The following is a 22,550-nucleotide window of genomic DNA, read 5'->3' on the forward strand; positions in this document are numbered from 1 at the left end:
CGAGGGAGGCGCCGCCTGCCGCTGTTCTCGCTCCGGCCGGCCCGGTCACCGGAGCCCGGCGGCCGGCCCGGTCACCGGAGCCCGGAGCCCTCGATCACCACGCGCTCGCGACCGGCGCGCCGGGCTCGTGCCGCTGCCAGGCCTCGTTGAGGCGCGTCAGCCGGTGCGCCGCGGCGATTCCACGCAGGGACGCGACCTTGCCGTCGGCGACGTCGAACGCCACCGCTCCCACGACCCTGTCCTCGACCACGGCGATGACGGCCGGGGAGCCGTTGACCAGCGCGATGTGCATCGCGGGGGAGCCGCCCGCCAGTCGCCGCTTCGCCGGAGTCGGCCTGAAGCCGGCCCGCGCGAGGGACGCGATGCGCTCAGGTGTCCTGTAGCGCAGGAGCCGCCTGGCCAGCCCGGCCCCGTCCGAGATCGCGGTCGCGTCGGCGGTGAGCAGTTCCACCAGCCGTTCGGTGCGCCCCGACGCGGCCGCGGCGAGGAACTCCTCGACGATCCTGCGCGCGGACGCGGGATCCACCGCGTCGCCGCCGCGACGCTCGGCGGCGACGCGGCGCCGGGCCCGGTGCACATGCTGCTGGCTCGCGGACTCGCTGATGTCGAGGATCCCGGCGATCTCCGCGTGGGGGTACGAGAAGGCCTCGCGCAGGACGTAGGCGGCCCGCTCGACCGGGGAGAGGCGCTCCATGAGGGTCAGTACGGCCAGCGACACCGATTCGCGCTGCTCGAAGGTCTCGGCGGGGCCGAGCATCGGGTCGCCCTCCAGGAGCGGCTCCGGCAGCCAGTCTCCGACGGCGCGCTCGTGGCGCGCCTGCGCCGAGCGGAGCCGGTCGAGGCAGAGATGGGTGACGACCTTGGTCAGCCACGCCTCCGGCACCTCGATGAGGTCCCGGTCCGCGGCCTGCCAGCGTAGGAACGCGTCCTGCACGGCGTCCTCGGCATCGGCCGCCGAGCCGAGCAGACGGTACGCGAGCGAGGCCAGCCGTCCCCGGCCGGCCTCGAATCGGTCGATGGCTGCGATGTCCATGCACGGGAGCCTATGCGGCGCTCTTCCCAACAGGGCTTCCACATCCGGGCTTTCGCATCGGGACCTTCGCGCCGGGGCCGTCACGCCGTGACGTTCGCACCGGCTGACTTCACGCCGGCTGACTTCACGCCGGCCGACTGCGCGCCGGCTGACTGCGCGCCGGCTGACTGCGCGCCGGCTGACTGCGCGCCGGCCGACTGCGCGCCGGCTGACTGCGCGCCGGCCGACTGCGCGCCGGCTGACTGCGCGCCGGCCGAATGCGCACCGGCCGACTTCACGCTGGTGGTCTTCGCGTCGGTGGTCTTCGCGTCGGTCGTTCGCGCGTCGGCGGTCTTCGGACCCGTGGCCTTCGTGCCCGCGGCCCATACGCCACTCCGGTCGGGGACGGTGGCCAGGCGGCGCCGGCGCTTCGGCATGCCGAAGGTCGGGTGGGCGATGCCCAGAGCGGCACCCTTGAGCACGCCCGCCTTGAGCCGTGCGGTCGTCCGACCGCCCAGGTACCAGGACCTCGACCTGACCTCCCCGTCCACCGCCTGGAAGATCGCGTCCCGCCGCCCGAGGCTGATGTGGTTGCCGTGGTACTTCAGCCCGACCGTCGGGACCTCGCGCCCCGTCAGGCGCGCGATGATCGCGGCGGTGGCCTGCATGTTGGTGTAGCCGGCCGAGGCGCAGGACATCGGCAGGGGCCGCCCGTTCTCGCCGATCGCGTAGGCGCTGTCACCGGCGGCGTAGACGTCCGGGTGCGACACCGAGCGCATGGTGCGGTCGACGACGATCTGGCCGGTCTCGGCGACCCGCAGGCCACCGGCGGCCGCGATCGGGCGCACGGCGAACCCGGCCGACCAGACCGTCACGTCGGCCGGGAGGGACGTACCGTCGGCGGCGATCGCCCGTGCCGGCTCGACGGCCGCGACGGCGGTGTGCTCGTGGACGGTGACGCCGAGCCGGTCGAAGGCCCGGCGCAGGTGCCGGCGGGCCTTCGGGGACAGCCAGGCGCCCAGCTCACCGCGGGCGGCGAGCGCGACCGAGAGGTCGGGCCGGGACTCGGCCAACTCGGTGGCGGTCTCGATCCCGGTCAGTCCCTCCCCGACGACCAGCACGGAGTCGCCCGCACCCAGCTCGGTCAGCCGCTCACGCAACCGCAGTGCCGAGGCCCGACCGGTCACGTCGTAGGCGTACTCAGCCGCACCGGGCACGCCATGGTGGGCCACCGAACTGCCGAGCGCGTAGAGGAGGGTGTCGTACGTGAGCTCGCGGTCCCCGGCCTCGCCGGTCACGGTGACCGTCCTGCGCTCGGGGTCGATGCCGGTCACGCGCGCCACGCGCAGCCTCACCCCGGTGCCGGCGAACACCTCGGCGAGCGGGCGGGTCGTGAGGTCCTGGCCGCTCGCGAGCTGGTGGAGCCGCATGCGCTCGACGAAGTCGGGCGCGGCGTTGACGACGGTGATCTCGGTGTCGGCGGGGGAGAGCCGGCGAGCCAGGTTCCCGGCGGCGAAGGCTCCGGCGTATCCGGCGCCGAGGACGACGATGCGGTGCTTCATGACGATGCTCCTGTCTCGTTCGCGTGCCTCCTGAACGAGATGGCCCTCCGATTGCTGACAGCAGTTGGATGTGACGTGGGTCACTGAGGTGAAGCGCGGGGGGGCGAGCCTCCGAGGCGGTCGGCGCGGGCCGTATTTCCCGTGCCCCTCCCACCGGGGTGTGGGTAGTGTCGCCGCCCGGCGGGCCGAACGGCGGTCGCCGTGTACGAGGAGTGGTGCGTTCCGTGAGCGGGCAGCGAGAGACGACGACCCTGTGGCGGCCGACCGGCCCCGTGGAGTTGGGGTTGGTGCGGGAGGCGGGATGGCGGGCGTGGCCTCCTCGGCTTCCCGAGCAGCCGATCTTCTATCCGGTGCTCGATGAGGAGTACGCCGTCAAGATCGCTCGGGACTGGAACGTGAAGCATGACGGGGCGGGGTACGTCACGCGGTTCGAGGTCGAGACGGAGTTCCTGCGGCGGTACCCCGTGCGGCAGGCCGGCGGGAAGACCATCCTCGAACTCTGGGTCCCGGCGGAGGAGTTGGAGGAATTCAACGCGCACCTCGTGGGCGAGATCGAGGTCGTGCACGAGTTCCACTGAGGGGCGGCGGGTCGTTCGCCCGGCCCGCCGCCCCTTCTCGGGGATCAGCTCCGCACGGCCGGCCTGCCCCGGGACGGGCGTGGGATGGGTACCGGCACGCTGCCCCGTTCGCCCGCGATCTCCCGTAGGACCCGTACGAGTTCGTCGTGGAGGGCGTCACCGATCTCGTGTGCCTGGGGTGTGTCGACGTGCAGCATGTTGACGTGGAGGCCGGCGGCGGTGCGGTGGAACCAGTGGCTGATGCCGTTGCCGCGGGCGGCCCAGACGTGCAACGTCGGTTTCCAGAGCGGGTGTTGGCGGCCGCCGGGGGTCCTGCGGAAGTCGATGTAGGAGAAGAAGTTCACCGGGAACGGCCAGTGGTGCCGTGCGAAGGTCTCCGGGGCCAGCAACTCCCACGCCCGTACGAAGGGGACGCCGGTGTGCCGCTGCAACTCGCCGTACGCCGCGCGAGCCCGCGCGATGGTGGTGGCGTGGTCCGTGCCGCCCTCGCCCACCCGGAACTCGATCGGCATCGTGTTCACGAACCAGCCGACGGAGTGCTGCCACAGGTTCGGCGCCCCTCCCCGCGCCTTTCCGTCCGCGCTTCCGTCCTCCCGTCCTCCCGTCCGCCCGTCCGTCCTCGCCTCGGCCCTCGTCCGTCCGTTCGCTGATGGGGAGCAGGCCCCGGTAGACCCCCGGCCCCCCGAAGCGGTGCTGGGCCGTCGCCGCGGCGGCCAGTACGGCGGTGAAGACGCTGCCGCCCGAGGCGCGGGCGCCCGCCGCCAAGGCGTCGGTGCGGTGCGGGTCGAGGAGGGGGAGGGCCCGGTTCACCAAGGGGTACAGGTGGCCCTCCGGTACGCCCAGGTCGAAGGGGAACCTGGGGAAGAAGCCGCCGTTGCCGCGGATGAAGTCCTTCCAGTAGCGCAGGCGTTCGTCGTCGGGGCGGAGCGAGGCGTAGCGGCGCCGCTGGTCGTCACCGAAGGTCAAGTAGCTCGCCGCGGTGGGGAGTTCGGGGGTGCGGTCGGCCGAAAAGGCGGCGTACGAGGTCTGGAGTTCGTTCACGACGACGGGCATGGACAGGCCGTCGCACACGATGTGGTCGAAGCAGAGGTAGACCGTGGCGCCGTTCTCCCGGACCACCGCGCCCATGAGGAACAGCGGCCAGGAGAGCGTGTCCATGCTCTTGAACGTCTTGTCGAGGTGGGTGTGCAGATCGTCCCCGCTGTGGAAGTGGCCGACCTCTTCCGCTTCCAGGGCGATGGATTCGGGCGCCAGCGCCGTGCAGTTCAGGTCACCGGCCAGACGCTGGAACTGGCTGCGCAGCACCTCGTGGCGCCGTACGAGGAGCGTGAGCGCCGCTTCGAGGGCCGTGGTGTCCAGTCGGCCCGCGATCTCGAAGGTGACCGTGATCGAACTGGCGATCCCGTCGCTCGTACTCCGGGTCGCCTCGGACGAGGAGTGGTGCTTGTCCTGATTGTACGAGGCCGATGTGTACGAGGCCGATGTGTGCGAGGTGCATTTGCGCGAGGCGGATTCGTGCGAGGCGGATTCGTGCGAGGCGGATTCGTGCGAGGCGGATTCGTGCGAGGAGGCTGTGTGCGATGAATACGGGGATGAGGGCGTGGCTGATTCGGCGGGGGAAAACTGTGCTTCGTGGGGGGAGCGCCTCGTGTGCAGGGACCAGGAGATGAGGGTCCCTGGCTCGATGGTGACGTCGGAGAAGGGGATTTGCAGCACTCGGGGGCTTTCTGTTCATGACTTGTGGGGGGGGAAGTCGGGGGAATATTTTTTGGAGGGAGGAGGGATTGGTGAGGATCGGGATCAAATGAGGTGCGACAGCAGGGAGTTCACCGCAGCGTCGACGCCGTCCTCGGCCCGGACGAGGCGGGAGATCTCGTTCGCCCGGCGCTCCAGGTGGCGGTCCGTCACCGCCGTGGTGATCGCTTCCGCGAGCCCGCGCGCGGTGAGGGCGCGGGCGGTGAGGGGAGCGGGGGCGACGCCCAGCGCTCGCATCCGGGCGGACCAGTGGGTCTGGTCGCCCATGTGGGGGCAGAGGACCTGAGGACGGCCCGCGGCGAGGGCGGCTCCGACCGTCCCCGGGCCGCCGTGGTGGACGACCGCGGCCGTACGGGGGAAGAGCCAGTCGTGCGGGGCCTGTTCGATCATCAGGATGTTCGGTGACAGGGGGGCGGAGTTCCTGACCGGCGCACCGATGCCGCCCCAGCCGGTCGCGACGACGGCCCGTACGCCGGTGCGGCGGATCGCCTCGGTGACCAGTGCGTGGTTCCGGCGGGCCCGGGTGCCGGTCATGCTGCCGAAGCCGATGTAGACGGGGGGCGGACCCTCGTCGAGGAACCGGTTCAGCTCCCTGGGCGGCGTCCAGTCGGGGCGCGTGGGCAGATACCAGAATCCCGTGGTGCGTACGGCGTCGCCCCACGCGGGGTCGACCGGGGTGATGTGCCGGCTGAACGGCTGGAGCACCGGGCGCCGTCGGCCCTCGGGGTCCCGCAGCCACCGCCGGGCACCGTGTCGGCGGGGTGCCAGCCCCAGTTCGCGCGTTCGCCAGCGTTCCACCTCAGGGGACCGCTGGGCCGCCGCGACCAGGGCGTACGTGCTTCGGTTCAGGAAGCGCGGCACCCGGGGGAGCGGCATCAGCGGGCAGGGGAACGCGTGGTGGGGATCCAGCCCGGCTGGAGCGCCACGACGACGGCGGGTACGCCCAGTATGTCGGCGACGTGCTGGACGGGGAACGCCGCCGAATGCACCACCGCCGCCACGTCGGCGTGGTCGTGCGCGATGGCCGCCACGTCCCGCAGTGGGGCGATCATCAGGTGTTTCAGCCGGGCGACGGTCCGCGCGGCCGCGATCTTCCCGCGCACCCCCATGAGGCCGCCGTCGATGATCCGTAGGGTCGCCGTCTCGTCGAGGATCCGGGTCGGGCCGTCGTCGATCGCGGCGAAATCGACACCGTACGCGGCCGCTTCGGGCGCATACGCGGAAGGGGCCGCCAATAACGGCTGATGGCCGTGGCGACGCAGCGCCACGGCCAATGCGAGAAAGGGTTGTACATCCCCGCGGGTACCGCATGCCGCCAGAAGAACCTTGCGCGGACGGGCGCCGACTCCGAGGCTCTCCGGCGCCGATTCATTGGGCATGACCACGCGCTGAACCTAGCAGAAGTAAAATCGAACAAGTCTGGGATGACAATGAGTTCGATATTTGTTTTCTGTTTATGCGGTCCGGAAAGGGCCCGTCACCTCGTACGTGATTCCGCCCGACGAACTGCCGCTGGTCCCGCGCTGGCTGGAGAAGTAGAGATGCCGGCCGTCGGGGGAGAAGGCGGGCCCGGTGATCTCGGACGCGGACTGGCCCTCGACGCGGAGGAAGGGGGCGATGGTGTCGTTCGGGGTGAGGAGGCAGATCTCCATGGTGCCGCCGTCCTCGGCGACGTAGAGGTCACCCGAGGAGGAGCCCGTGACGTTGTCGACACCGGTGAGCGGGGCCGTTCCGCCGGTGACCAGCGAGTCGTCGTAGGCGAGTTCGATGGTCTGCGCGGCCGCGTCGTACTGCCAGACGCGGTTGTCGCCCTTCGTCGTGAACCAGCAGGTGTCGCCCGCGTAGTAGCAGCCCTCACCGCCGTTGAAGCGCTTGGCGCCGGACACCTGGTTGCGGGTGGCGGTGGCGCCGGTGGGGTCCGGGACCCGGGACCAGGTCACCGGGCCGCTGGTGGCGGTGCCGGCCACCAGGACCTCCAGCGTGCCCGACGACAGGTCGCCCCAGGTCGTGGGCCGGAAGCGGTAGAAGCAGCCGTCGGTGACGTCCTCGGTCATGTAGACGACACCCCGGGTGGGGTCGGCGGCCGCCGCCTCGTGCTTGAAACGGCCCATCGCGTCCCGGCGGACCGCCGCCTTGGTGCCCCACGGGTCCGTCTCGTAGACATAGCCCCGGTCCACCTCCTCACAGGACAGCCAGGTGTTCCAGGGTGTCCGCCCGCCGGCGCAGTTCTGGCGGGTGCCGGACAGGATGCGGTACGCCGATGTCACCGCGCCCGTCGACGAGAACCGCACCGCGCTCGCGCCCCCGGACGGATTGATCTCCGAGTTGGAGACGTAGATCCAGCCGGATCCGTCCGCGTAACAGGCGCCGCCGTCGGGGGCGTTGTGCCAGGTGTACGAGGTACCGGGAACCGTCTGGCCGGAACGGGCGATCACCCGGCTCGTGAAGCCGCTCGGCAGCCGGATGCCGTTGGCGTCCGCCGTGCCGAGTGCCCCGTACGGGCCGGGACCGGGCTGGGCCGGCGCGGCGTACGCGGCGCCGCGCCACAGGGTGCCGCCGAAGACGGTCGACGTGCCGCCGAGTACGGCCGCGCGCAGGAGAGTACGACGTTCCACAGTCGCTCCAAGGGATGCCTTGACCGGCCCGCCGCACGGTCGGCGGCGGGGTCGCGCGCTGATGGAACTTAGGGGAGCAGTATTGACGGGACATGGACAATTTATGACGTCGTGACGGACGGGGTCCCGACAGGGACGTGGGCGGCGTACGCTCACGCGGGCAACGGCGGTGCCTCGCGGCGCCGTTGCCCGGGCCGCCCTCCGAACCCGTGGCCGTGGACCGGCCCCGGCGGCTCGGCCGAAGGCAGGCGGACGACGGCGTCCAAGCCACCCGTGGCCGCCTCCCGCAGCGTCACCTCACCGCCACTGGCGTGGGCGAGCCGCTGGACGAGGGAGAGACCGAGCCCGGTGCCGCCCTTGGGCGCGCCGGGGGCGCGCCAGAAGCGGTCGAACGCGCGGGCGCGCTGCTCAGGCGTCATACCGGGACCCTCGTCGGTGACATGCAGGTCGACCCAGCTGGGCCGGGCGTCGCGCAGCGCCCGGCGGGCGGGGACGAGGAGCCGTAGCTCCACGGTCACCGTGCTGCACGCGGGCGAGGCGCGCAGGGCGTTGGAGAGGAGGTTGTCGAGGATCTGCTCCACGGCTCCGGGAACGGCCGTCACCGGCCCCACCGCACCGGCGAAGAGGACCAGGGAGACGCCCTCGCGTTCGAACAACGGCCCCCACGTACGGTGCCGTTCCGCGCAGATCGCCCCCAGGTCGACCGGGGCGGGGATGGCCGCCGACTCCTCCAGACGGGCCATCGCCAGCAGGCCCTCGACCATCCGGGCCAGGCGGTCGGTCTCGGTGACGGCCGCGTCGAGGCTCGGCCGGGCTCGCCGGGCGATGTCCGGTTCCAGGTTCTCCAGCCGTAGGCGCAGGGCCGCCAACGGGGTCTTCAGCTGGTGCGAGGCCTCACCGGCGAACGCGCGTTGGGAGGCCAGCAGATGTTCGAGGCGGGCCGCGGTCGTGTTGAAGGCCGCCGCGAGACTCCGCACCTCCGGCGGGCCGGACGTGACGACCACACTGGTCGCCGTGCCCCCCTCGGCCAGCCGGTGGGTGGCCTCCTCCAACTGCCGGATGGGGCGCCCCGTCCAGCGCGCGAACGCGAACGCCACCGCGGCGACGCCGGTGAGCACGGCGAGTCCGGCCAGCGCCAGCAGCAGCCAGACCGCGAACACGCGGGCGTGCACCATCGTGGTCGGCAGGGTGATGCGCACGGCACCCTGTGCCGACGCGCCCGTGTCCGTGGCTGAGGCCGTGTCCGTGGCTGAGGCCGTGTCCGTGGCGGAGGCCGTGTCCGTGGTTGAGGCCATGTGCGTGGCTGAGGCCATCTGCGAGGCCGAGCCCGTGGTCGCGACCGAGGTGGTGTTCGAGACGGAGGCTGTACCTGAGTCCATGTCGCGGTCCGTGCCCGAGTCGGGGTCCGTGCCCGAGTCCGGGCCCGCTGTCGCGTGGCCCACCGGAGCCGCCACGGACAGGTAGTGGACACCGCCGGTCGTCGTCGTACGGACGTCCGTGGTGGCACGGCCCCGGAGCGCGGCGGAGATCTCGGGGAGGGAGGAGAGGGACTGTTTCTCCTCGTCGGACAGGGAGTGGGAGGAGGCCAGCAGTTCACCGTCCGCGTCGACGATGACGACCTTTCCGCCGATGCGCTCGGCGCAGTGTCTGGCCCGTTCGGCGAGTTCGTCCGGGCGGCGGGCGGCGAGCGAGAGCGCGGCGAACGCGGCCACCGACTCGGCCTCGTCGTTGGCCGAGTTGACGATCCGCTCGCGCTCGGCCCGGGAATAGACGAAGCCCAGCGGGATCTCCAGGCCGAGCAGGACCAGGGCGGCGAGGCTGAGGTAACTCAGCAGCAGGCGTCGGGTCATGACGCCCTGGCCTCGGGCGTGCGATGCCTCCCCGACCCTGACCTCGACCCCGACCCCGATCCTGATCCCGACCCCGATCCTGATCCCGACCGCGACGCCGATCCCGACCTGGACTCCGGTCCGCGCCCACGGCCGTGCACCTGCCCCGGCCCCGGGGCGCGTACGGCGAGCCGGAAGCCCACTCCGCGGAGGGTCTGGATCCACGCCGGGTCGCCCAACTTGCGGCGCAGGGTGGCGACATGGACGTCCAGCGTCTTGGTCGGGCCCTGGTAGTGGTCGTCCCAGACACGGTTGAGGATCTGCTGCCGGGAGTAGACCGCTCCGGGGTCCTCGGTGAGCAACGCCAGCAGTTCGAACTCCTTCGGCGTCAGCGCGACCGGGACCTCGCCCACCCACACCTGCCGGGTCCGCCGGTCCACGACGAGCGGACCGGGGGGCGGGGCCGAACCGTCGTCGGCCGCAGCGGTGCCGGAGGGGGCACGGGGCTCGGGCGGGGCCTGCTCGTACATGGGGGGCTCGTAGACGGGGGCCTCATAGGCCGGGGGCTCGTAGACCGGGCTGCCGTACGCCGGCGTGCCGTACGCCGGGCCGCCCAGGGCGGAGACGTCGGGCGCGGGGCTCCCGAAGGCGGGCGTGCCGGGCGCCGGGGTGGCGTACGTGGAAGTCCCGTGCGCCGGCGTTTCGTACGCGGCCGACCAGTCGTACTCGGCGCCACCGCCTCCACCGCCTCCACCGCCTCCACCGCCTCCACCGGCCCCGGCGGCCGTCCGACGACCGGTGCCCCCGGCGTCGGCCCCGCTGCCGGTACCTCCGGCGTCCCCGTCGCGCCCCGAGCCCTCGCCCTCGAAAACGTCGCCTGCCCGATAGCGGTCCTCCGCCCCGAAGTCAGCGGCGGCACCGAAGTCAGCGGCGGCACGGAAGTCGGGGGCGGCCCCGAGGTCACCGGCGGCCGCGAAGTCGCTTCCGGCCCCGAACCGACTCCTGGCCCGGCCCCTGACCCCGAAACCGTCCCTGATCGCCGACTCCCGCTGTGCGGCGGGCTCCGGTGCGGGCGCCGTCCAGCTGCCGTACGCCGCGCTCCCGGCCGCAGCCTCGACATCGGCCGTACCCCCAGCCCCAGTCCTGCCCCCAGCCTCAGCCCCAACCTCCGTCCCGGCCCCAACCCCGACCCCGACGACTCCCTCGGCCGCGACGCCTGTCCCGACCGCCGTCCCGGACACCACGACCCCGGGGACCACCCCGCCCGTGACCCCGCTGCCGGGGCGCTGATGGCGGCGCGACACCGCCCGTATCCGAGCGACCAGCTCCCGGATGCTGAATGGTTTCGCCAGGTAGTCGTCGGCGCCGAGTTCGAGGCCCAGCACACGGTCGGCCTCCTCGCCGCGCGCGCTGAGGATGATGATGGGGACGTCGGAGGTCCGGCGGATCCCGCGGCAGACGTCGATGCCGTCCATGTCGGGCAGGCCGAGGTCCAGCAGGACGACGTCGCCGTGCGGACCTCTCAACCCGTCGGCGCCGTTCGCCACGTGGTGGACGGTCAGGCCGAAGTGCCGCAGCCCGTCGGCGAGCGGTTCGGCGATCGTCTCGTCGTCCTCGATGAGCAGCACTCGTACGCCCATGGCCGCCTGTCTCTCCAGAAAGTCGGGACAACACGAGAGCCGTGCTGTGGGGCGCCACGCTACAAGAGAACGAACAGTTGTGTGCAGGGAATCCGGAGCATTGTGAAATGACCCTCAGAAACCGCTTGTATTCGGTTGTCCGACCTGCGAAGGAAGGGTGACTGGCTGAAATCTGTGGAAAACCTGGCGTCGCTTTAGTGTTCTCTTAACCTTCCTCTGGTCATCGCCCCTCTACTGTCGTCAAGGCAGGTCCGTGCAGGTCAGGACAGGTCGGAACAGGTCGGAACCAGTACAGGGAGGCACGATGAAGGCGTTGCTGGATCGCGCCCGGTCGTTCAAACGGCGGGTTGACTTCGAGAGCGACGAATACCGGAAACTCGCCGTCGGACAATTTCCCGAGGCGCTGTTCATTACCTGCTCGGACTCGCGGGTGATTCCCGCTCTGATCACCGGCGCGCGGCCCGGCGAGATATTCGAGCTGCGAAATGCGGGCAACATCGTGCCGCCGCACGACGCGTACGGGGCCGCCTCCGGTGAGGCCGCCACCATCGAGTACGCGCTGGAGGTGCTCGGCGTTCAGGACATCGTGGTGTGTGGTCATTCCCACTGCGGTGCGATGGGCGCCTTGAAGTACGGCGCCGACCTGTCCGGCCTGCCCAGGGTGGACGCGTGGCTCGACTACGCCAGGCCCGCCCTCGAACCGGTCCTTGGGCACGGCACGGGCAGGAACGGCACCGGCGGAGACGACGCGGGCGAGAACGGCACCGGCGGAGACGGCCCCGGCAGGGACGGCTCCGGCAGGGACAGTGCCTCGTCCGAGGATCCCGCCCTGCGTGAGGTCGTCCAGCTCAACATCCGCAACCAGCTCGCCGTTCTGCGGGACTACCCGGTCGCCAGGCAGCAACTCGACGCCGGGCGGCTCCGGTTGCACGGCTGGTACTACGAGATCGACACCGGCAAGGTCCACGAACTGGACGCGGACGGCGGCTTCCAGGTGCACGGCTCATGAGCGGCGCGCACGGCCGTCGGCACGCGGCGGGCGGTGGCGCCCGCCGGTCCCACCGGAACGGCCAGAGCGGTGGGCCGGCGTTACCCGGATACATACCCGGCCCGCCCTCCTACGCCCCGGACACCGCTCCGCACTCTGCCTCGAACGCCGCGCCGACCTTCACCTCGAACGCCGCGCCGACCTTCACCTCGAACTCCGCGCCGAACTCCGCCCAGGGCAGCGGCGATTCCCCGGAGTGGGGCGGCGCCGAGGCCCTGGGCCGGGATCATCCGCCCCCCGGCTCCGAGGGCCCCCGCCCCGGGGCCTCGGCCGGTCGCATCGACTTCGGTACCGAGATCACCGCGTCCCTCGTCGTCTTCCTGGTCGCGCTGCCGCTCTGCATCGGCGTGGCCGTGGCCTCCGGGGTGCCGGCCGAACTGGGCATCATCTCCGGCGTGATCGGCGGCCTGGTGGTCGGCGCGGTGCGGGGCAGCACCCTCCAGGTCAGCGGCCCGGCGGCCGGGCTCGCGGCGCTCGTCGCGGAGACGGTCATGGAGTTCGGCGTCGCGATGCTCGGCGTGATCGTCCTCTTCTCCGGCATCCTCCAGATCGTGCTGGGCCTGGTGAAACTGGGCCGGATGTTCCAGGCGATCTCCATCGCCGTCGTGCAGGGCATGCTCGCCGGCATCGGACTGCCGCTGATGTTCAGCCAGCTCTACCCGATGTCCGACTCCAAGGCGCCGGGCACCCCCTTGGACAACATGGCGGGCGTCCCCGGCCTGATCGCCGACACCGTGACGAACCCGCAGGCGCTGATCGCGGCCGGGCTCGGGATCGTCACGATCGTGCTGAGCTTCGTGTGGAAGCAGGTGCCGGGGCCGGTCAAGAAGATTCCGGCCGCGCTCGTGGCCGTCGGGATCGGTATCGCGGTCGCCTCGTTGCCGGGCGTCGAGGTGAAGACGCTCCAGGTCGGCAATCTGCTGGCGTCCGTGGACGTGCCGGGGCCGGAGCAACTGTCCGGGCTGGCCAGCGCCGGGGTCATCACGGCGATCCTCACCTTCACCGTGATCGCGTCGGCGGAGAGTCTGTTCACCGCCGCCGCGGTGGACCGGATGCACGACGGTCCGCGCACCCGGTACAACACCGAGCTCATCGCCCAGGGCGCGGGCAACACCGTCGCCGGCGTCCTCGGCGCGCTGCCCATCACCGCGGTCGTCGCGCGCACCTCGGCGAACGTGCAGGCCGGTGCCAAGACCCGCCTCTCCCGTACGCTGCACGGCCTCTGGCTGCTCGCCTTCGCGCTGCTGCTGCCGCAGGTGCTGGCGCTGATCCCGATCTCGGTGCTCGCGGGTGTCCTCGTGCACAGCGGGTGGAAGTTGTTCGCGCCGGAACAGTTCCCGAAGATGTGGCGGCAGGACCGGGGCGAGTTCGCGGTCATGACGCTGACGACGCTGGTCATCACGGCGACCGCGCTGCTCGAAGGGGTGCTGTTCGGGCTGGCCGCGGGTGTGGTGCTGGCCGCGCTGCGGATGTCGCAGACCGTCATCCGGCAGCACATCGAGGACGACACGGCGAAGGTCGTCATGGCGGGCAACGCGACGTTCCTGCGGCTGCCGAAGCTGATCGACGCGCTGGAGGGCGCGGCCGCCTCCGGCAAGCCGCGCATCCGGCTGGACCTGCTCGGCGTGACCCACCTCGACCATGCCTGCCGCAGCCAGATCGAGGAGTTCGTGGCGCAGCAGCGGGGTGCCGGGCTGCGGGTGGAACTGCTGATGCCGGACCTCACGAAGCTGCCCGCGGCGGCCGAGCCACGTGCCGCGCGGGAGGAGCCCGCGTTCACGGAGGTGCCGGAGCCGGTGTCGACGGAGGTGTGGGACTACGCGACGGTCGGTACGGCGGCGGTGGGGGGTACGGGCCCGATGCCGGCCGGGACCGGGGCCGGGCCGGGGCCCGACGCCGAGTGGTTCTATCTCGACACCCGGCCGATGCCGGGGGTGCCGGAGTCCCGGCCACCGTTGTCGCGCCGGGGGCGCGACTGGGCGGACTGACCGGAGGCGCGGGTCCGGGCTCGGACTCGGACTCGGGCTCGGGCTCGGGGGAGGGCGCGGGGTGCGGGGGAGGGCGCGGGTTCGGGCGCGGGGTGCGGGCGCGGGGTGCGGGCGGGTGCGGGCTGATCGCGCCGTTCCCCGCGTTCCGCTGGAAGCCTCTCCCGGACCCGCGATCGCCACACCTCCCGCAACACCCCCACCCGGTCTACGCTGGAAGACGCCCCAGGAGCCCTTCGGGAAGGCGGCGTCATGACCGGCTGGAACGTGCGCGACATCCCCGATCAGCACGGCCGCTCCGTCGTCGTCACCGGCGCCAACAGCGGCATCGGCTACGCCGCCGCAAGGGAGCTCGCCCGCCGGGGCGCCCATGTCGTCCTCGCCTGCCGGAGTGCTGAGCGGGGTGCCGCGGCGCTGGAGCGGATGAGTGCCGAAGTGCCGGACGGCGACATCGAGTTGATGCGGCTCGACCTCGGGGACCTGGGCTCCGTACGGGAGTTCGCCCACGCCTACGCGCAGGCGAGCGACCGGCTGGACCTGCTCGTCAACAACGCCGGTGTGATGGCCGTGGCGCGGAGCCGTACGGCCGACGGCTTCGAGACCCAGTTCGGGACCAACCACCTCGGCCACTTCGCCCTCACCGGTCTGCTCCTGCCGGCCCTGCTCGCCACCCCCGGCGCCCGCGTCGTGACCGTCTCCAGCACGATGCACCTGCGGGCGAACATCGACATCGGCGACCTCAACAGCGAGCGCAAGTACGGACGTTGGCTCGCCTACGGCCGCTCCAAGACCGCCAACCTGCTGTTCACGCACGAGCTGGCCCGCCGCCTGGCGGCAAACGGCTCGGAGGTGATCGCCGCCGCCGCGCACCCCGGCTACGCGTCCACCAACCTCCAGACGGCCGGACCCAGCGCCGAGGGCCGCAAGGGCGTCGAACGCTTCATGCGGATCGGCAACCGCTTCTTCGCCCAGTCCGCCGAAGCGGGCGCCCTGCCCACCCTCTACGCGGCGACCGCGCCCGACGTACGCCCCGACTCCTTCATCGGCCCGTCCTTCGTGATGTGGCGCGGCACCCCGGCACCCTCCCTCCGAGCCTCCTGGACCCGCAACGACCGGGCGGGCGAACGCCTGTGGGCGGCGTCGGAAGAACTCACCGGGATCACGTACGAGGGCCTGAAGGCCTGACGCGTAACGCGCCTAACGCGTAACGCGCGTGGCGCGCAGGACCGTATCTTCGTTCGGTCGACTGCGCGCCACGCGCGGAGGACGGTCGGGCGGGACCACCCGGAGGCTGGGCCAGGGCTTACGCGGCCCGCACCTCGTACGCCGTGATCCGTACCGTCTCGTCGTCCAGGCACTGCCCGGTCTCCAGGTCGAAGCGCTGCTTCAGGAGCGGGGAGGCGACGAAGGGGCGGCCCTGGTGGCTGCCGGTGAGGCCCCGGGAGAGGACGGCGGCGCCGCCGAAGGGGTCGCGGTTGTCGATGGCGTACAGCTTGCCCGCGCGGTCGAGGAACAGCGCGGCCTGGTTGCCGTCGGGGAGCAGGGCGGCCACGCCGCGGCCCGGGATCAGCAGGGCCAGGTCGCAGACCGTGAACCAGCCGTCCGCCAGCCGCAGCTGGACCTTGACATCGATCTTCTCGGGGGCGAGGGTCATCGCTGGGCGCTTCCTTCCAGGACATCGGCGGGCCGCAGGCCGATGGACAGCAGGGGCAGGTCGGGCTTGATCTGGTCGCGCTCGGGCACGAAGCCGACGACCGGGTCCGGGGTGTCCGGGGCGTTGACGAAGGACACGAACCGGGCGAGCTTCTCGGGGTCGTTGATGGTGGAGGCCCACTCGTCGGCGTAGTGCGAGACGTGGTCCGCCATCAGCGACTCCAGCTCCTCGCAGATGCCGAGGGAGTCCTCCACGACCACGTCCCGGATGTGGTCCAGGCCGCCGGGGATCCGCTCCAGCCACGTCGAGGTCCGCTCCAGGCGGTCGGCGGTGCGGATGTAGAACATCAGGAAACGGTCGATCAGCTTGATCAGTTCGGCGTCGGAGAGGTCCTGGGCCAGCAGGTCCGCGTGGCGCGGGGTGGCGCCGCCGTTGCCGCCCACGTACAGGTTCCAGCCGTTGGAGGTGGCGATGACGCCGAAGTCCTTCGACTGGGCCTCGGCGCACTCACGGGCGCAGCCCGAGACCGCCGACTTCAGCTTGTGGGGCGACCTGAGCCCCCGGTAGCGCAGCTCCAGGTCGATCGCCATGCGGACCGAGTCCTGGACGCCGTAGCGGCACCAGGTCTGGCCGACGCAGGACTTCACCGTACGCAGCGACTTGCCGTAGGCGTGGCCCGACTCGAAGCCGGCGTCCACCAACCGGGTCCAGATGACGGGCAGTTGCTCGACGCGGGCGCCGAACATGTCGATCCGCTGCCCACCCGTGATCTTCGTGTAGAGACCGAAGTCGCGGGCGATCTCGCCGATCACGATCAGGCCCTCGGGGGTGATCTCACCGCCGGGGATGCGCGGGACGACCGAGTACGAGCCGTTCTTCTGCAGGTTGGCCAGGAAGTGGTCGTTGCTGTCCTGCAGGGCCGCCTGCTCGCCCTCCAGGACGTAGCCGCTCGCGCCGATGGTCGGGGCGAGGGACGCGATGATCGAGGCGACCGCGGGCTTGCAGATCTCGCAGCCGTCGCCGCCCTTGGCCTCGTCGCGGCCGTACCGGTCCAGCAGGTCCTGGTACGTGTTGATGCGCAGCGCGAGGACGATCTCGTACAGCTCCTCGCGGGTCTGCGAGAAGCAGCCGCACAGGCCCTTGTCGACGACGACGCCGCTGGCCTCGAGCTCGGCGGTGACGAGCTGGCCGAGGACCTTGACGCAGGAACCGCAGGTCGTGCCCGCCTTGGTGCACTTCTTCACCTCGGGCACCGTGGTGCACTGGTGGTCGGTGACCGCCGCGCGGATCGTGCCCTTGCGGACGTTGTTGCAGGAGCAGATGATCGCGTCGTCCGGCAGCGCGGTCGGACCGAGCTGGGCGGACTCGCCGGCACCGGCGGGCAGCACCAGCGACTCGGGCGAGACCGGCGGGACCGACCCGGTGAAGGCCTTCAGCGTGCCGTACGCCTCCGCGTCACCGACCAGGATGCCGCCGAGCAGCTCGCCGCCCCGGCCGATGACCAGCTTCTTGTAGATGCCGGAGCGGGAGTCGGAGTACACGACGTCCAGGCAGTCGGCGGTCGCGCCGTGCGCGTCACCGAAGGAGGCCACGTCGACGCCGAGGAGCTTCAGCTTGGTGGACAGGTCGGCGCCGGTGAAGGCGGCCTCGTCGGCGGCGATGGTCGCGGCGGCCGTCTCGGCCTGCTCGTAACCGGGCGCCACCAGGCCGTACACCCGGCCGTCGGAGGCCAGCGCGCACTCGCCGATCGCGAAGACGTGCGGGTCGTTGACGGTCCGGCACTGCTCGTCGACGCTGATGCCGCCGCGCTCGCCGACCGTCAGACCGCAGTCGCGGGCGAGCTGGTCGCGGGGGCGGACACCGGCGGAGAACACCACCATGTCGGTGGCGAGTTCGGAGCCGTCGGACAGCTTCATGCCGGTGACCGAGCCGTCCTCGCCGACGACGATCTCCTGCGTGCCCACCCCGGTGTGGACCGACAGGCCCATGTCCTCGATGGTGCGCAGCAGCGCGGCACCACCGCCGTCGTCCACCTGCACCGGCATCAGCCGGGGCGCGAACTCCACGATGTGGGAGGTGAGTCCGAGACCCTTCAGCGCGCCGGCCGCCTCAAGTCCGAGCAGACCGCCGCCGACCACGGCACCGACCTCGGCCGTCTTCGCGTACTCCTCGATCGCGAGCAGGTCCTCGATCGTGCGGTAGACGAAGCAGCCCGTGGCGTCCTTGTTCGGGACCGGCGGCACGAAGGGGAACGAGCCGGTGGCGAGGACGAGGATGTCGTACTGGAAGACCTGCCCGGAGCGTGCGGTGACCTTCTTCGACTCACGGTCGATCGTCTCGGCCGGGTCGCCGACGAACAGCTCGATGCCGTGCGTCTCGATGAACTCCATGTCGGTCATCGACAGGTCCTCGGGCGTCTTGCCCGCGAAGTACGAGGTGAGCGCCACCCGGTCGTACGCCGGGCGCGGCTCCTCGCAGAGCACGACGACGCGGTGCGTGGCGGTCAGGCCGCGCTCGGCGAGTGCTTCGAGGAAGCGCTGGCCGACCATGCCGTGGCCGACGAGCACGATCGTGGGGGTGGCCCCCAGGGTGGCGGACATTCAGGAGCCTCCATCGTTGGTGAGCAGGTGGAGCAGGGGAGCGCCGTTCGCGGGGAGCGGCTCCGCTCCCTCCCAGGCGCGGGCGAGCGCGCCGACGGTGCCGAGTTCGCCGACGAGCACTCCGCCGACCAGGCGGTCGTCGCGGACGACGACCTTGCGGTAGGTGCCGCGCGTGGCGTCGGCCAGCTGGATGACGTCGTCACCGGGCAGCGGCTCGGGCTCGCCGAACGCGGCGAGGTCGAGGAAGTCCGCTCCGGCGAGCGTCAGCCGGGTCAGGGCGCGGGTGCCGGTGTACCGGGACTCCGCGTTCCCCGCGAGCAACTCGGCCAGGACATCGGCCTGTTCGAGCGCCGGGGTGGCGAGTCCGTACACGGTGCCCTCGAACTGGGCGCAGTCGCCGATGGCGTGGATGCGCGGGTCGGAGCTGCGCAGTTCCTCGTCGACGATGACGCCCTTGTGCACCGCGAGTCCCGCCTCCTGGGCGAGGCCCACGCGGGGGTGCACCCCGCAGGCGATGACCACGAGGTCGGCGTCGAGGGTGTACCCGTCCGCCATCGACACCGACCGCACCGTCCCGCCGACACTGCGCACGGCACGTACGCGCGTCTCGGTGTGCACCTCGACGCCGAGGTCGACGAGGTGCCGCCGGACCAGCTTCGAGGCGGACGGGTCGAGTTGACGTTCCATCAGGCGCTCGCCCTGCTGGGCGAGAACGACCTGGGCGCCGCGCAGGGCGAGCGCGCGGGAGGCGGAGACCCCGAGGAGCCCGCCCCCGATGACGACGGCCCGCGCGCCCGGCCGTACGGCCTTGGACAGGCCCATGCAGTCGTCCATGGTTCGGAAGGCGTGCACCCCGTCGGGGAACTCGTGCCGCTCCGGGTCCCAGAGGCCGCGCAGCGGCGGCAGCACCGGGTTCGAGCCGGTCGCGAGGACCAGCCTGTCGTACGCGATCTCCGTACCGTCCGCGAGATGTACGGCTCGCATCTCGCGGTCGATACGGACCGCCCGGCCGCGCGTCAGCTCGGCAGGGGCGGGCAACGCGATGACCTCGGGCGCGTACCGCCCGGCCAGCACCTCGGCGAGCAGCACCCGGTTGTAGGGTGTGTGCTCCTCCTCGCCCACCAGCGTGGCGGGCATGCCGAGCTCTCCGAGCCGCCGGGCGAGACGTACGCCCGCGAGGCCGGAGCCGATCACCACCACACGCTCATTCGAGGTCATGTCCTTGAGCGTGCGGTGCCGGTGTTACCCGACCGCATCGCATCTGTTTCCCACGAGGAACGCTGCCCTCCCTGTGGCCCCGAGTGGAGTGTGAGGGGTTTCCGTCAGGACCGGGTGGGGTGTGAGGACACCGGGGCTCACCCTGCTGACCTGGTGATACGAGGGTCATGCGGGCGTATACGGGAGAACGGGCCGGGGCGCGGGCGGGGACGGGCGCGCCGGGGCGCGGTGCCGTAGGTCACGTCGGGCGGGGCCGTGGCGAAACATTCGGGGGGCGGCCCGGCCGGGCCGGGGCGGCGGGAGTGGCGCCTGGCGGCCGCCGGCCGCCGCTGGTCGGGCCTCGTCCCCCGGCCCTCGGTTGCTGATGCGCGTCCTACCGGTCCGTGCCCAGTCGGCCCGTCGGCTCCCCGGGGGTCGGTGTCTGTGTCTGTGACGGTGTCTGTGTCGGTGTCTGTGTCTGTGACGACTTGGTGGCGCGGCTGCCGGTGAGGTGGGCGAAGACGACCACGTTTCCCTGGTAGCCGGTCGTCCGCGAGTATCCGCCGCCGCAGGTGATGACCCGCAGCTCGGGCCTCGGCGCGGCCCCGTACACCTTCTCGTCGGGGAAGTTCCGCGCGTCGTACACCTCCACCGCGTCCACCGTGAACAGGGCGGCACCGCCGTCCCGCCGGTCCAGCTCGATGGTGGCGCCCCGCCGCAGCGCGCCGAGGCGGTAGAAGACGGCGGCGCCGTCGGCGTTGTCCACATGCCCGGCGACGATCGCGGTGCCCCGCTCACCCGGGGTCGTGCCGGCCTCGTACCAGCCCGCGAGATTCTTCTTCTCGGCGGGCGGGACGTCGAGGCTGCCGGTGGGCGTCAGACCGAGCCCCATGAGCGGCGCGTCGACACGGAGGGAGGGGATGCGGATCCGAACGGGCGGGGAAGGCGGCAGCGCGACGGCCGCCGGGCCGTCGTGCCCCGGGTCGCTCCACCTGCCCGACGTCCCCGACGCGCCGTCCGATCGGCTGTGGGCCTGCGCGGCCGACGGCTGCGGCGGCGCGTGCGACGCGGTGCCGGTGTGCAGCAGCCACGCGCCCGAACAGAGGGCCACCACGGTGACCCCGGCTATGACGGCATTGGCGAGCCGACGCACAGAAACCTCCTCATGGGCCGACGGGCGCCCCGTGGGACGTGCCGCGAGCTGGTGTCCCCTTGTTCCTCCCCTCCGGGCCGAGGGGCGTGGGCCCGGAGGGGAGGAGGGGACGGCGGTACCGGCGGACGGACGGCGGAGGGTGTCCGTCAGATCCCGTCGCCTCTCGCCCGGCGATGCAGGAGCCAGGTACCGCCCGCGGCGGCGACGGCCAGGGCCGCCACACCCGCCGCGGTCTGCACGGGGTCGGGACCGAGTGCGCCACCGACCCCCGTCTTCACACTTCCCCTCGGATACGTCGGCTGCCCGGTCCGCGTGCCGGTGAGGGAGACCACCAGGTCGCCGGTGACCGGTTTGCCGTCGGCGCAGGTCGCGACGATCTCGTACGTCCCCGGCTGCGCGCTCGGCGGTACCTCGAACCGCCCGCCGAGCCGCTCCTGCCCGGCGCCGGGTGCGAGCGGGAAGGAGCCGGCGCCGACGGCGCTGGCGTCCCCCGTCGCGGTACCGTCCGCGCCGCAGGCCGCCGTGCGGACGGTGACCTCGTCGCCGGGGACGACACCGGCGGGGGACAGTTCGAGCCGTCCGGTGCCCGCCCCGCCGTACGCGGGCGTGGTGGCGAGGGCCGCGAAGGTGAGGGCGAGCGCGGTCGTGGTGATCGGCCGGGCGGAACGTCGCATCGTGCTGCCTCCTCCGAGAGTCCTCCGTTCCCTTCCGAGGTAAGTGCCTTTCCGGCCCGCGCGCTTCCTGATGAAGCGTCAGAAATGAGGTGAATGGGTGTCAGGGGGCGGGCGGGGGAAGACGGGACGGCGGGTGTTTGGCCAGGTCATGGGGGGTGATTGCGGGGGGTGCGGAGAGAAGGGACGCGCTGGGCGACCGGTGGGGGTGTGAACGGGTGACCGGGGGCGGCGGCGCGGCCTGCCGGGAGGGGGGATCGGCGAGGTCGGACGCGGCTTGACCTCAAGCAAAGTTGAGGTACCACGCTGATGGCCATGAAGACCGCCACGAACACCCACACCGGTACCCAGACCCAGACCCAGACCCAGACCCAGACCCACACGGATACTGACCCGGCGCCCGATCCCTCCTCCACCCCCGCCACCGACTCCGCGCCCTCCTCCGCCACCCCTGTGCGGGTGACGCTGGTCATCGGCAGCAACCGCACCGGCCGCTTCGGGTCGGTGATCGCCGACTGGTTGCTGGGCCGGGTCCGGGAGCACGACGGCTTCGAGGTCGACGTGGTGGACGTCGCGGAGGCCGACCTGCCGACGACGTTCGCGCCGACCGCCGAGGTCGCGGCCCGGCTGGCCGAGATCACCCCGAAGCTGGCGGAGGCGGAGGCGTTCATCGTCGTGACCCCCGAGTACAACCACTCGTACCCGGCGGCCCTGAAGAACCTCATCGACTGGCACTACCACGAGTGGCGGGCCAAGCCGGTGGCCCTGGTCTCCTACGGAGGCATCTCAGGGGGCCTTCGCGCGGCCGAGCACCTCCGTCAGGTCTTCGCCGAACTCCACGCCACCACGGTCCGGGACACGGTGTCCTTCCACAACGCCCACACCGCCTTCGACGACACCGGCCGCCTCCGCGAGCCGACCGCTCCGAACAAGGCGGCCCAGGTGATGCTGGACCAACTGTCCTGGTGGGGTCAGGCCTTGCGCGAGGCGAAGGAGAGGCGCCCGTACGGGGATTGAGGGCCGGCCCCTGGGAGGGCGCGGGGAACGGCGCGAGCAATCACACGCGACCCCGCACTACACCCCCCGCCCGACCCCCACATCAACAACCGCCTCCGGGCCCCCCGGACCCACCCCCCGGACCCTCCGGCGGCGCGGGATCGTCGGCCCCGGGCGCAACCACATCCGGGGGACCGGGCACGTCCTCGACGGGCGGGGTGTCGTCGGCGGGTGGTTCCACGGCGGGCGGGGCCT

Annotated in this window: 18 protein-coding genes and 3 pseudogenes; 6 read left to right on the forward strand and 15 right to left on the reverse strand. The window is 72.1% G+C overall.

The features are described from left to right. Nucleotides 1-94 precede the first annotated feature (94 nt). Together K1J60_RS29845 and K1J60_RS29850 are read right to left on the reverse strand one after the other, a co-directional pair. On the reverse strand, nt 95-1,033 hold the full coding sequence (locus K1J60_RS29845) for a sigma-70 family RNA polymerase sigma factor (RefSeq protein WP_220648897.1): 939 nt from the start codon (nt 1,031-1,033) through the stop codon (nt 95-97). A gap of 356 nt (nt 1,034-1,389) precedes the next feature. After that, nucleotides 1,390-2,574 (reverse strand): annotated as a pseudogene (locus K1J60_RS29850) (NAD(P)/FAD-dependent oxidoreductase); the annotation flags it as partial. A gap of 224 nt (nt 2,575-2,798) precedes the next feature. Between K1J60_RS29850 and K1J60_RS29855 the strand changes: the two are divergent. Next, entirely contained in the window at nt 2,799-3,152 is a 354-nt protein-coding gene (locus tag K1J60_RS29855; RefSeq protein ID WP_220648899.1) for a hypothetical protein, read from the forward strand. 44 nt (nt 3,153-3,196) lie between these two features. Here K1J60_RS29855 and K1J60_RS46130 read toward each other — a convergent pair whose 3' ends face one another. Both K1J60_RS46130 and K1J60_RS46135 read right to left on the reverse strand, forming a co-directional pair. Further along, the gene (locus tag K1J60_RS46130) at nt 3,197-3,664 is read right to left on the reverse strand and encodes a hypothetical protein (RefSeq protein WP_259408387.1); all 468 of its coding nucleotides are present in this window, start codon (nt 3,662-3,664) and stop codon (nt 3,197-3,199) included. A gap of 415 nt (nt 3,665-4,079) precedes the next feature. Beyond that, nucleotides 4,080-4,523 (reverse strand): annotated as a pseudogene (locus K1J60_RS46135) (condensation domain-containing protein); the annotation flags it as partial. Between K1J60_RS46135 and K1J60_RS46140 the strand changes: the two are divergent. Continuing rightward, entirely contained in the window at nt 4,480-4,605 is a 126-nt protein-coding gene (locus K1J60_RS46140) for a hypothetical protein (RefSeq protein WP_259408388.1), read from the forward strand. The pseudogene K1J60_RS46135 and the gene K1J60_RS46140 sit on opposite strands and share 44 nt — an antisense overlap. 347 nt (nt 4,606-4,952) lie before the next feature. Here the strand turns inward: K1J60_RS46140 and K1J60_RS29865 are convergent, their stop codons facing one another. From K1J60_RS29865 to K1J60_RS46155, 6 genes and pseudogenes are all read right to left on the reverse strand, one after another. After that, a complete protein-coding gene (locus tag K1J60_RS29865) occupies nt 4,953-5,783 on the reverse strand; it encodes a glycosyltransferase (RefSeq protein ID WP_259407976.1) in 831 nt (276 codons plus the stop codon). Next, nucleotides 5,783-6,286 (reverse strand): glycosyltransferase, encoded by a 504-nt coding sequence (locus K1J60_RS46145; protein WP_259407977.1) that lies wholly within the window; start codon nt 6,284-6,286, stop codon nt 5,783-5,785. The genes K1J60_RS29865 and K1J60_RS46145 overlap by 1 nt, the downstream gene beginning before the upstream one ends. Nucleotides 6,287-6,361: 75 nt before the next feature. Next, complete coding sequence (locus tag K1J60_RS29875) at nt 6,362-7,522, reverse strand: alkaline phosphatase PhoX (protein ID WP_220648900.1); 1,161 nt, start codon at nt 7,520-7,522, stop codon at nt 6,362-6,364. Between the two features lie 152 nt (nt 7,523-7,674). After that, nucleotides 7,675-9,372 carry a sensor histidine kinase gene (locus tag K1J60_RS29880; RefSeq protein ID WP_220648901.1) on the reverse strand — a complete coding sequence of 566 codons (1,698 nt, stop codon included), beginning with the start codon at nt 9,370-9,372 and terminating at the stop codon, nt 7,675-7,677. Further along, the gene (locus tag K1J60_RS47220; RefSeq protein ID WP_398684301.1) at nt 9,369-9,881 is read right to left on the reverse strand and encodes a winged helix-turn-helix domain-containing protein; all 513 of its coding nucleotides are present in this window, start codon (nt 9,879-9,881) and stop codon (nt 9,369-9,371) included. The genes K1J60_RS29880 and K1J60_RS47220 overlap by 4 nt, the downstream gene beginning before the upstream one ends. A 738-nt stretch (nt 9,882-10,619) precedes the next feature. Continuing rightward, nucleotides 10,620-10,991 (reverse strand): annotated as a pseudogene (locus tag K1J60_RS46155) (response regulator transcription factor); the annotation flags it as partial. 304 nt (nt 10,992-11,295) lie between these two features. On the opposite strand from K1J60_RS46155, the gene K1J60_RS29890 reads away from it, so the two are divergent. The 3 genes from K1J60_RS29890 (at nt 11,296) to K1J60_RS29900 (ending at nt 15,209) form a co-directional block, all read left to right on the forward strand. Next, the gene (locus K1J60_RS29890; RefSeq protein WP_220648903.1) at nt 11,296-12,000 is read left to right on the forward strand and encodes a carbonic anhydrase; all 705 of its coding nucleotides are present in this window, start codon (nt 11,296-11,298) and stop codon (nt 11,998-12,000) included. After that, entirely contained in the window at nt 11,997-14,027 is a 2,031-nt protein-coding gene (locus tag K1J60_RS29895; RefSeq protein ID WP_259407978.1) for a SulP family inorganic anion transporter, read from the forward strand. Before K1J60_RS29890 ends, K1J60_RS29895 begins: the two co-directional genes overlap by 4 nt. A gap of 249 nt (nt 14,028-14,276) precedes the next feature. Then, a complete protein-coding gene (locus K1J60_RS29900) occupies nt 14,277-15,209 on the forward strand; it encodes an oxidoreductase (RefSeq protein ID WP_220648904.1) in 933 nt (310 codons plus the stop codon). A 118-nt stretch (nt 15,210-15,327) separates the two neighbouring features. Here the strand turns inward: K1J60_RS29900 and nirD are convergent, their stop codons facing one another. From nirD to K1J60_RS29925, 5 genes are all read right to left on the reverse strand, one after another. After that, a complete protein-coding gene (gene nirD / locus K1J60_RS29905) occupies nt 15,328-15,678 on the reverse strand; it encodes a nitrite reductase small subunit NirD (protein WP_220648905.1) in 351 nt (116 codons plus the stop codon). Then, nucleotides 15,675-18,278 (reverse strand): nitrite reductase large subunit NirB, encoded by a 2,604-nt coding sequence (gene nirB, locus K1J60_RS29910; protein WP_220648906.1) that lies wholly within the window; start codon nt 18,276-18,278, stop codon nt 15,675-15,677. Before nirB ends, nirD begins: the two co-directional genes overlap by 4 nt. After that, nucleotides 18,279-19,496: an NAD(P)/FAD-dependent oxidoreductase gene (locus K1J60_RS29915; RefSeq protein ID WP_220648907.1), complete on the reverse strand. Its 1,218-nt coding sequence runs from the start codon at nt 19,494-19,496 to the stop codon at nt 18,279-18,281. Nucleotides 19,497-19,869: 373 nt separating this feature from the next. Beyond that, nucleotides 19,870-20,628, reverse strand: coding sequence for a class F sortase (locus tag K1J60_RS29920; protein ID WP_220648908.1), 759 nt, complete (start codon nt 20,626-20,628; stop codon nt 19,870-19,872). Nucleotides 20,629-20,774: 146 nt separating this feature from the next. After that, nucleotides 20,775-21,302 carry a hypothetical protein gene (locus K1J60_RS29925; protein ID WP_220648909.1) on the reverse strand — a complete coding sequence of 176 codons (528 nt, stop codon included), beginning with the start codon at nt 21,300-21,302 and terminating at the stop codon, nt 20,775-20,777. A 312-nt stretch (nt 21,303-21,614) separates the two neighbouring features. Here K1J60_RS29925 and K1J60_RS29930 point away from each other — a divergent pair, with 312 nt between their 5' ends. Beyond that, nucleotides 21,615-22,316, forward strand: a complete 702-nt coding sequence (locus K1J60_RS29930; protein ID WP_220648910.1) for an NADPH-dependent FMN reductase — start codon at nt 21,615-21,617, stop codon at nt 22,314-22,316. Nucleotides 22,317-22,550 lie beyond the last annotated feature (234 nt).

Source organism: Streptomyces akebiae, assembly GCF_019599145.1.
GTDB classification, from domain to species: domain Bacteria; phylum Actinomycetota; class Actinomycetes; order Streptomycetales; family Streptomycetaceae; genus Streptomyces; species Streptomyces akebiae.

Coding starts and splice junctions, on each gene's coding strand:
- K1J60_RS47220 (WP_398684301.1), bottom strand. CDS start 9,881: ATGTACGAGCAGGCCCCGCCCGAGCCCCGTGCCCCCTCCGGCACCGCT.
- K1J60_RS46145 (WP_259407977.1), bottom strand. CDS start 6,286: ATGCCCAATGAATCGGCGCCGGAGAGCCTCGGAGTCGGCGCCCGTCCG.
- K1J60_RS29915 (WP_220648907.1), bottom strand. CDS start 19,496: ATGACCTCGAATGAGCGTGTGGTGGTGATCGGCTCCGGCCTCGCGGGC.
- K1J60_RS29890 (WP_220648903.1), top strand. CDS start 11,296: ATGAAGGCGTTGCTGGATCGCGCCCGGTCGTTCAAACGGCGGGTTGAC.
- K1J60_RS29865 (WP_259407976.1), bottom strand. CDS start 5,783: ATGCCGCTCCCCCGGGTGCCGCGCTTCCTGAACCGAAGCACGTACGCC.
- K1J60_RS29880 (WP_220648901.1), bottom strand. CDS start 9,372: ATGACCCGACGCCTGCTGCTGAGTTACCTCAGCCTCGCCGCCCTGGTC.
- K1J60_RS29895 (WP_259407978.1), top strand. CDS start 11,997: ATGAGCGGCGCGCACGGCCGTCGGCACGCGGCGGGCGGTGGCGCCCGC.
- K1J60_RS46130 (WP_259408387.1), bottom strand. CDS start 3,664: ATGCCGATCGAGTTCCGGGTGGGCGAGGGCGGCACGGACCACGCCACC.
- nirD (WP_220648905.1), bottom strand. CDS start 15,678: ATGACCCTCGCCCCCGAGAAGATCGATGTCAAGGTCCAGCTGCGGCTG.
- K1J60_RS29930 (WP_220648910.1), top strand. CDS start 21,615: ATGAAGACCGCCACGAACACCCACACCGGTACCCAGACCCAGACCCAG.
- nirB (WP_220648906.1), bottom strand. CDS start 18,278: ATGTCCGCCACCCTGGGGGCCACCCCCACGATCGTGCTCGTCGGCCAC.
- K1J60_RS29900 (WP_220648904.1), top strand. CDS start 14,277: ATGACCGGCTGGAACGTGCGCGACATCCCCGATCAGCACGGCCGCTCC.
- K1J60_RS29925 (WP_220648909.1), bottom strand. CDS start 21,302: ATGCGACGTTCCGCCCGGCCGATCACCACGACCGCGCTCGCCCTCACC.
- K1J60_RS29845 (WP_220648897.1), bottom strand. CDS start 1,033: ATGGACATCGCAGCCATCGACCGATTCGAGGCCGGCCGGGGACGGCTG.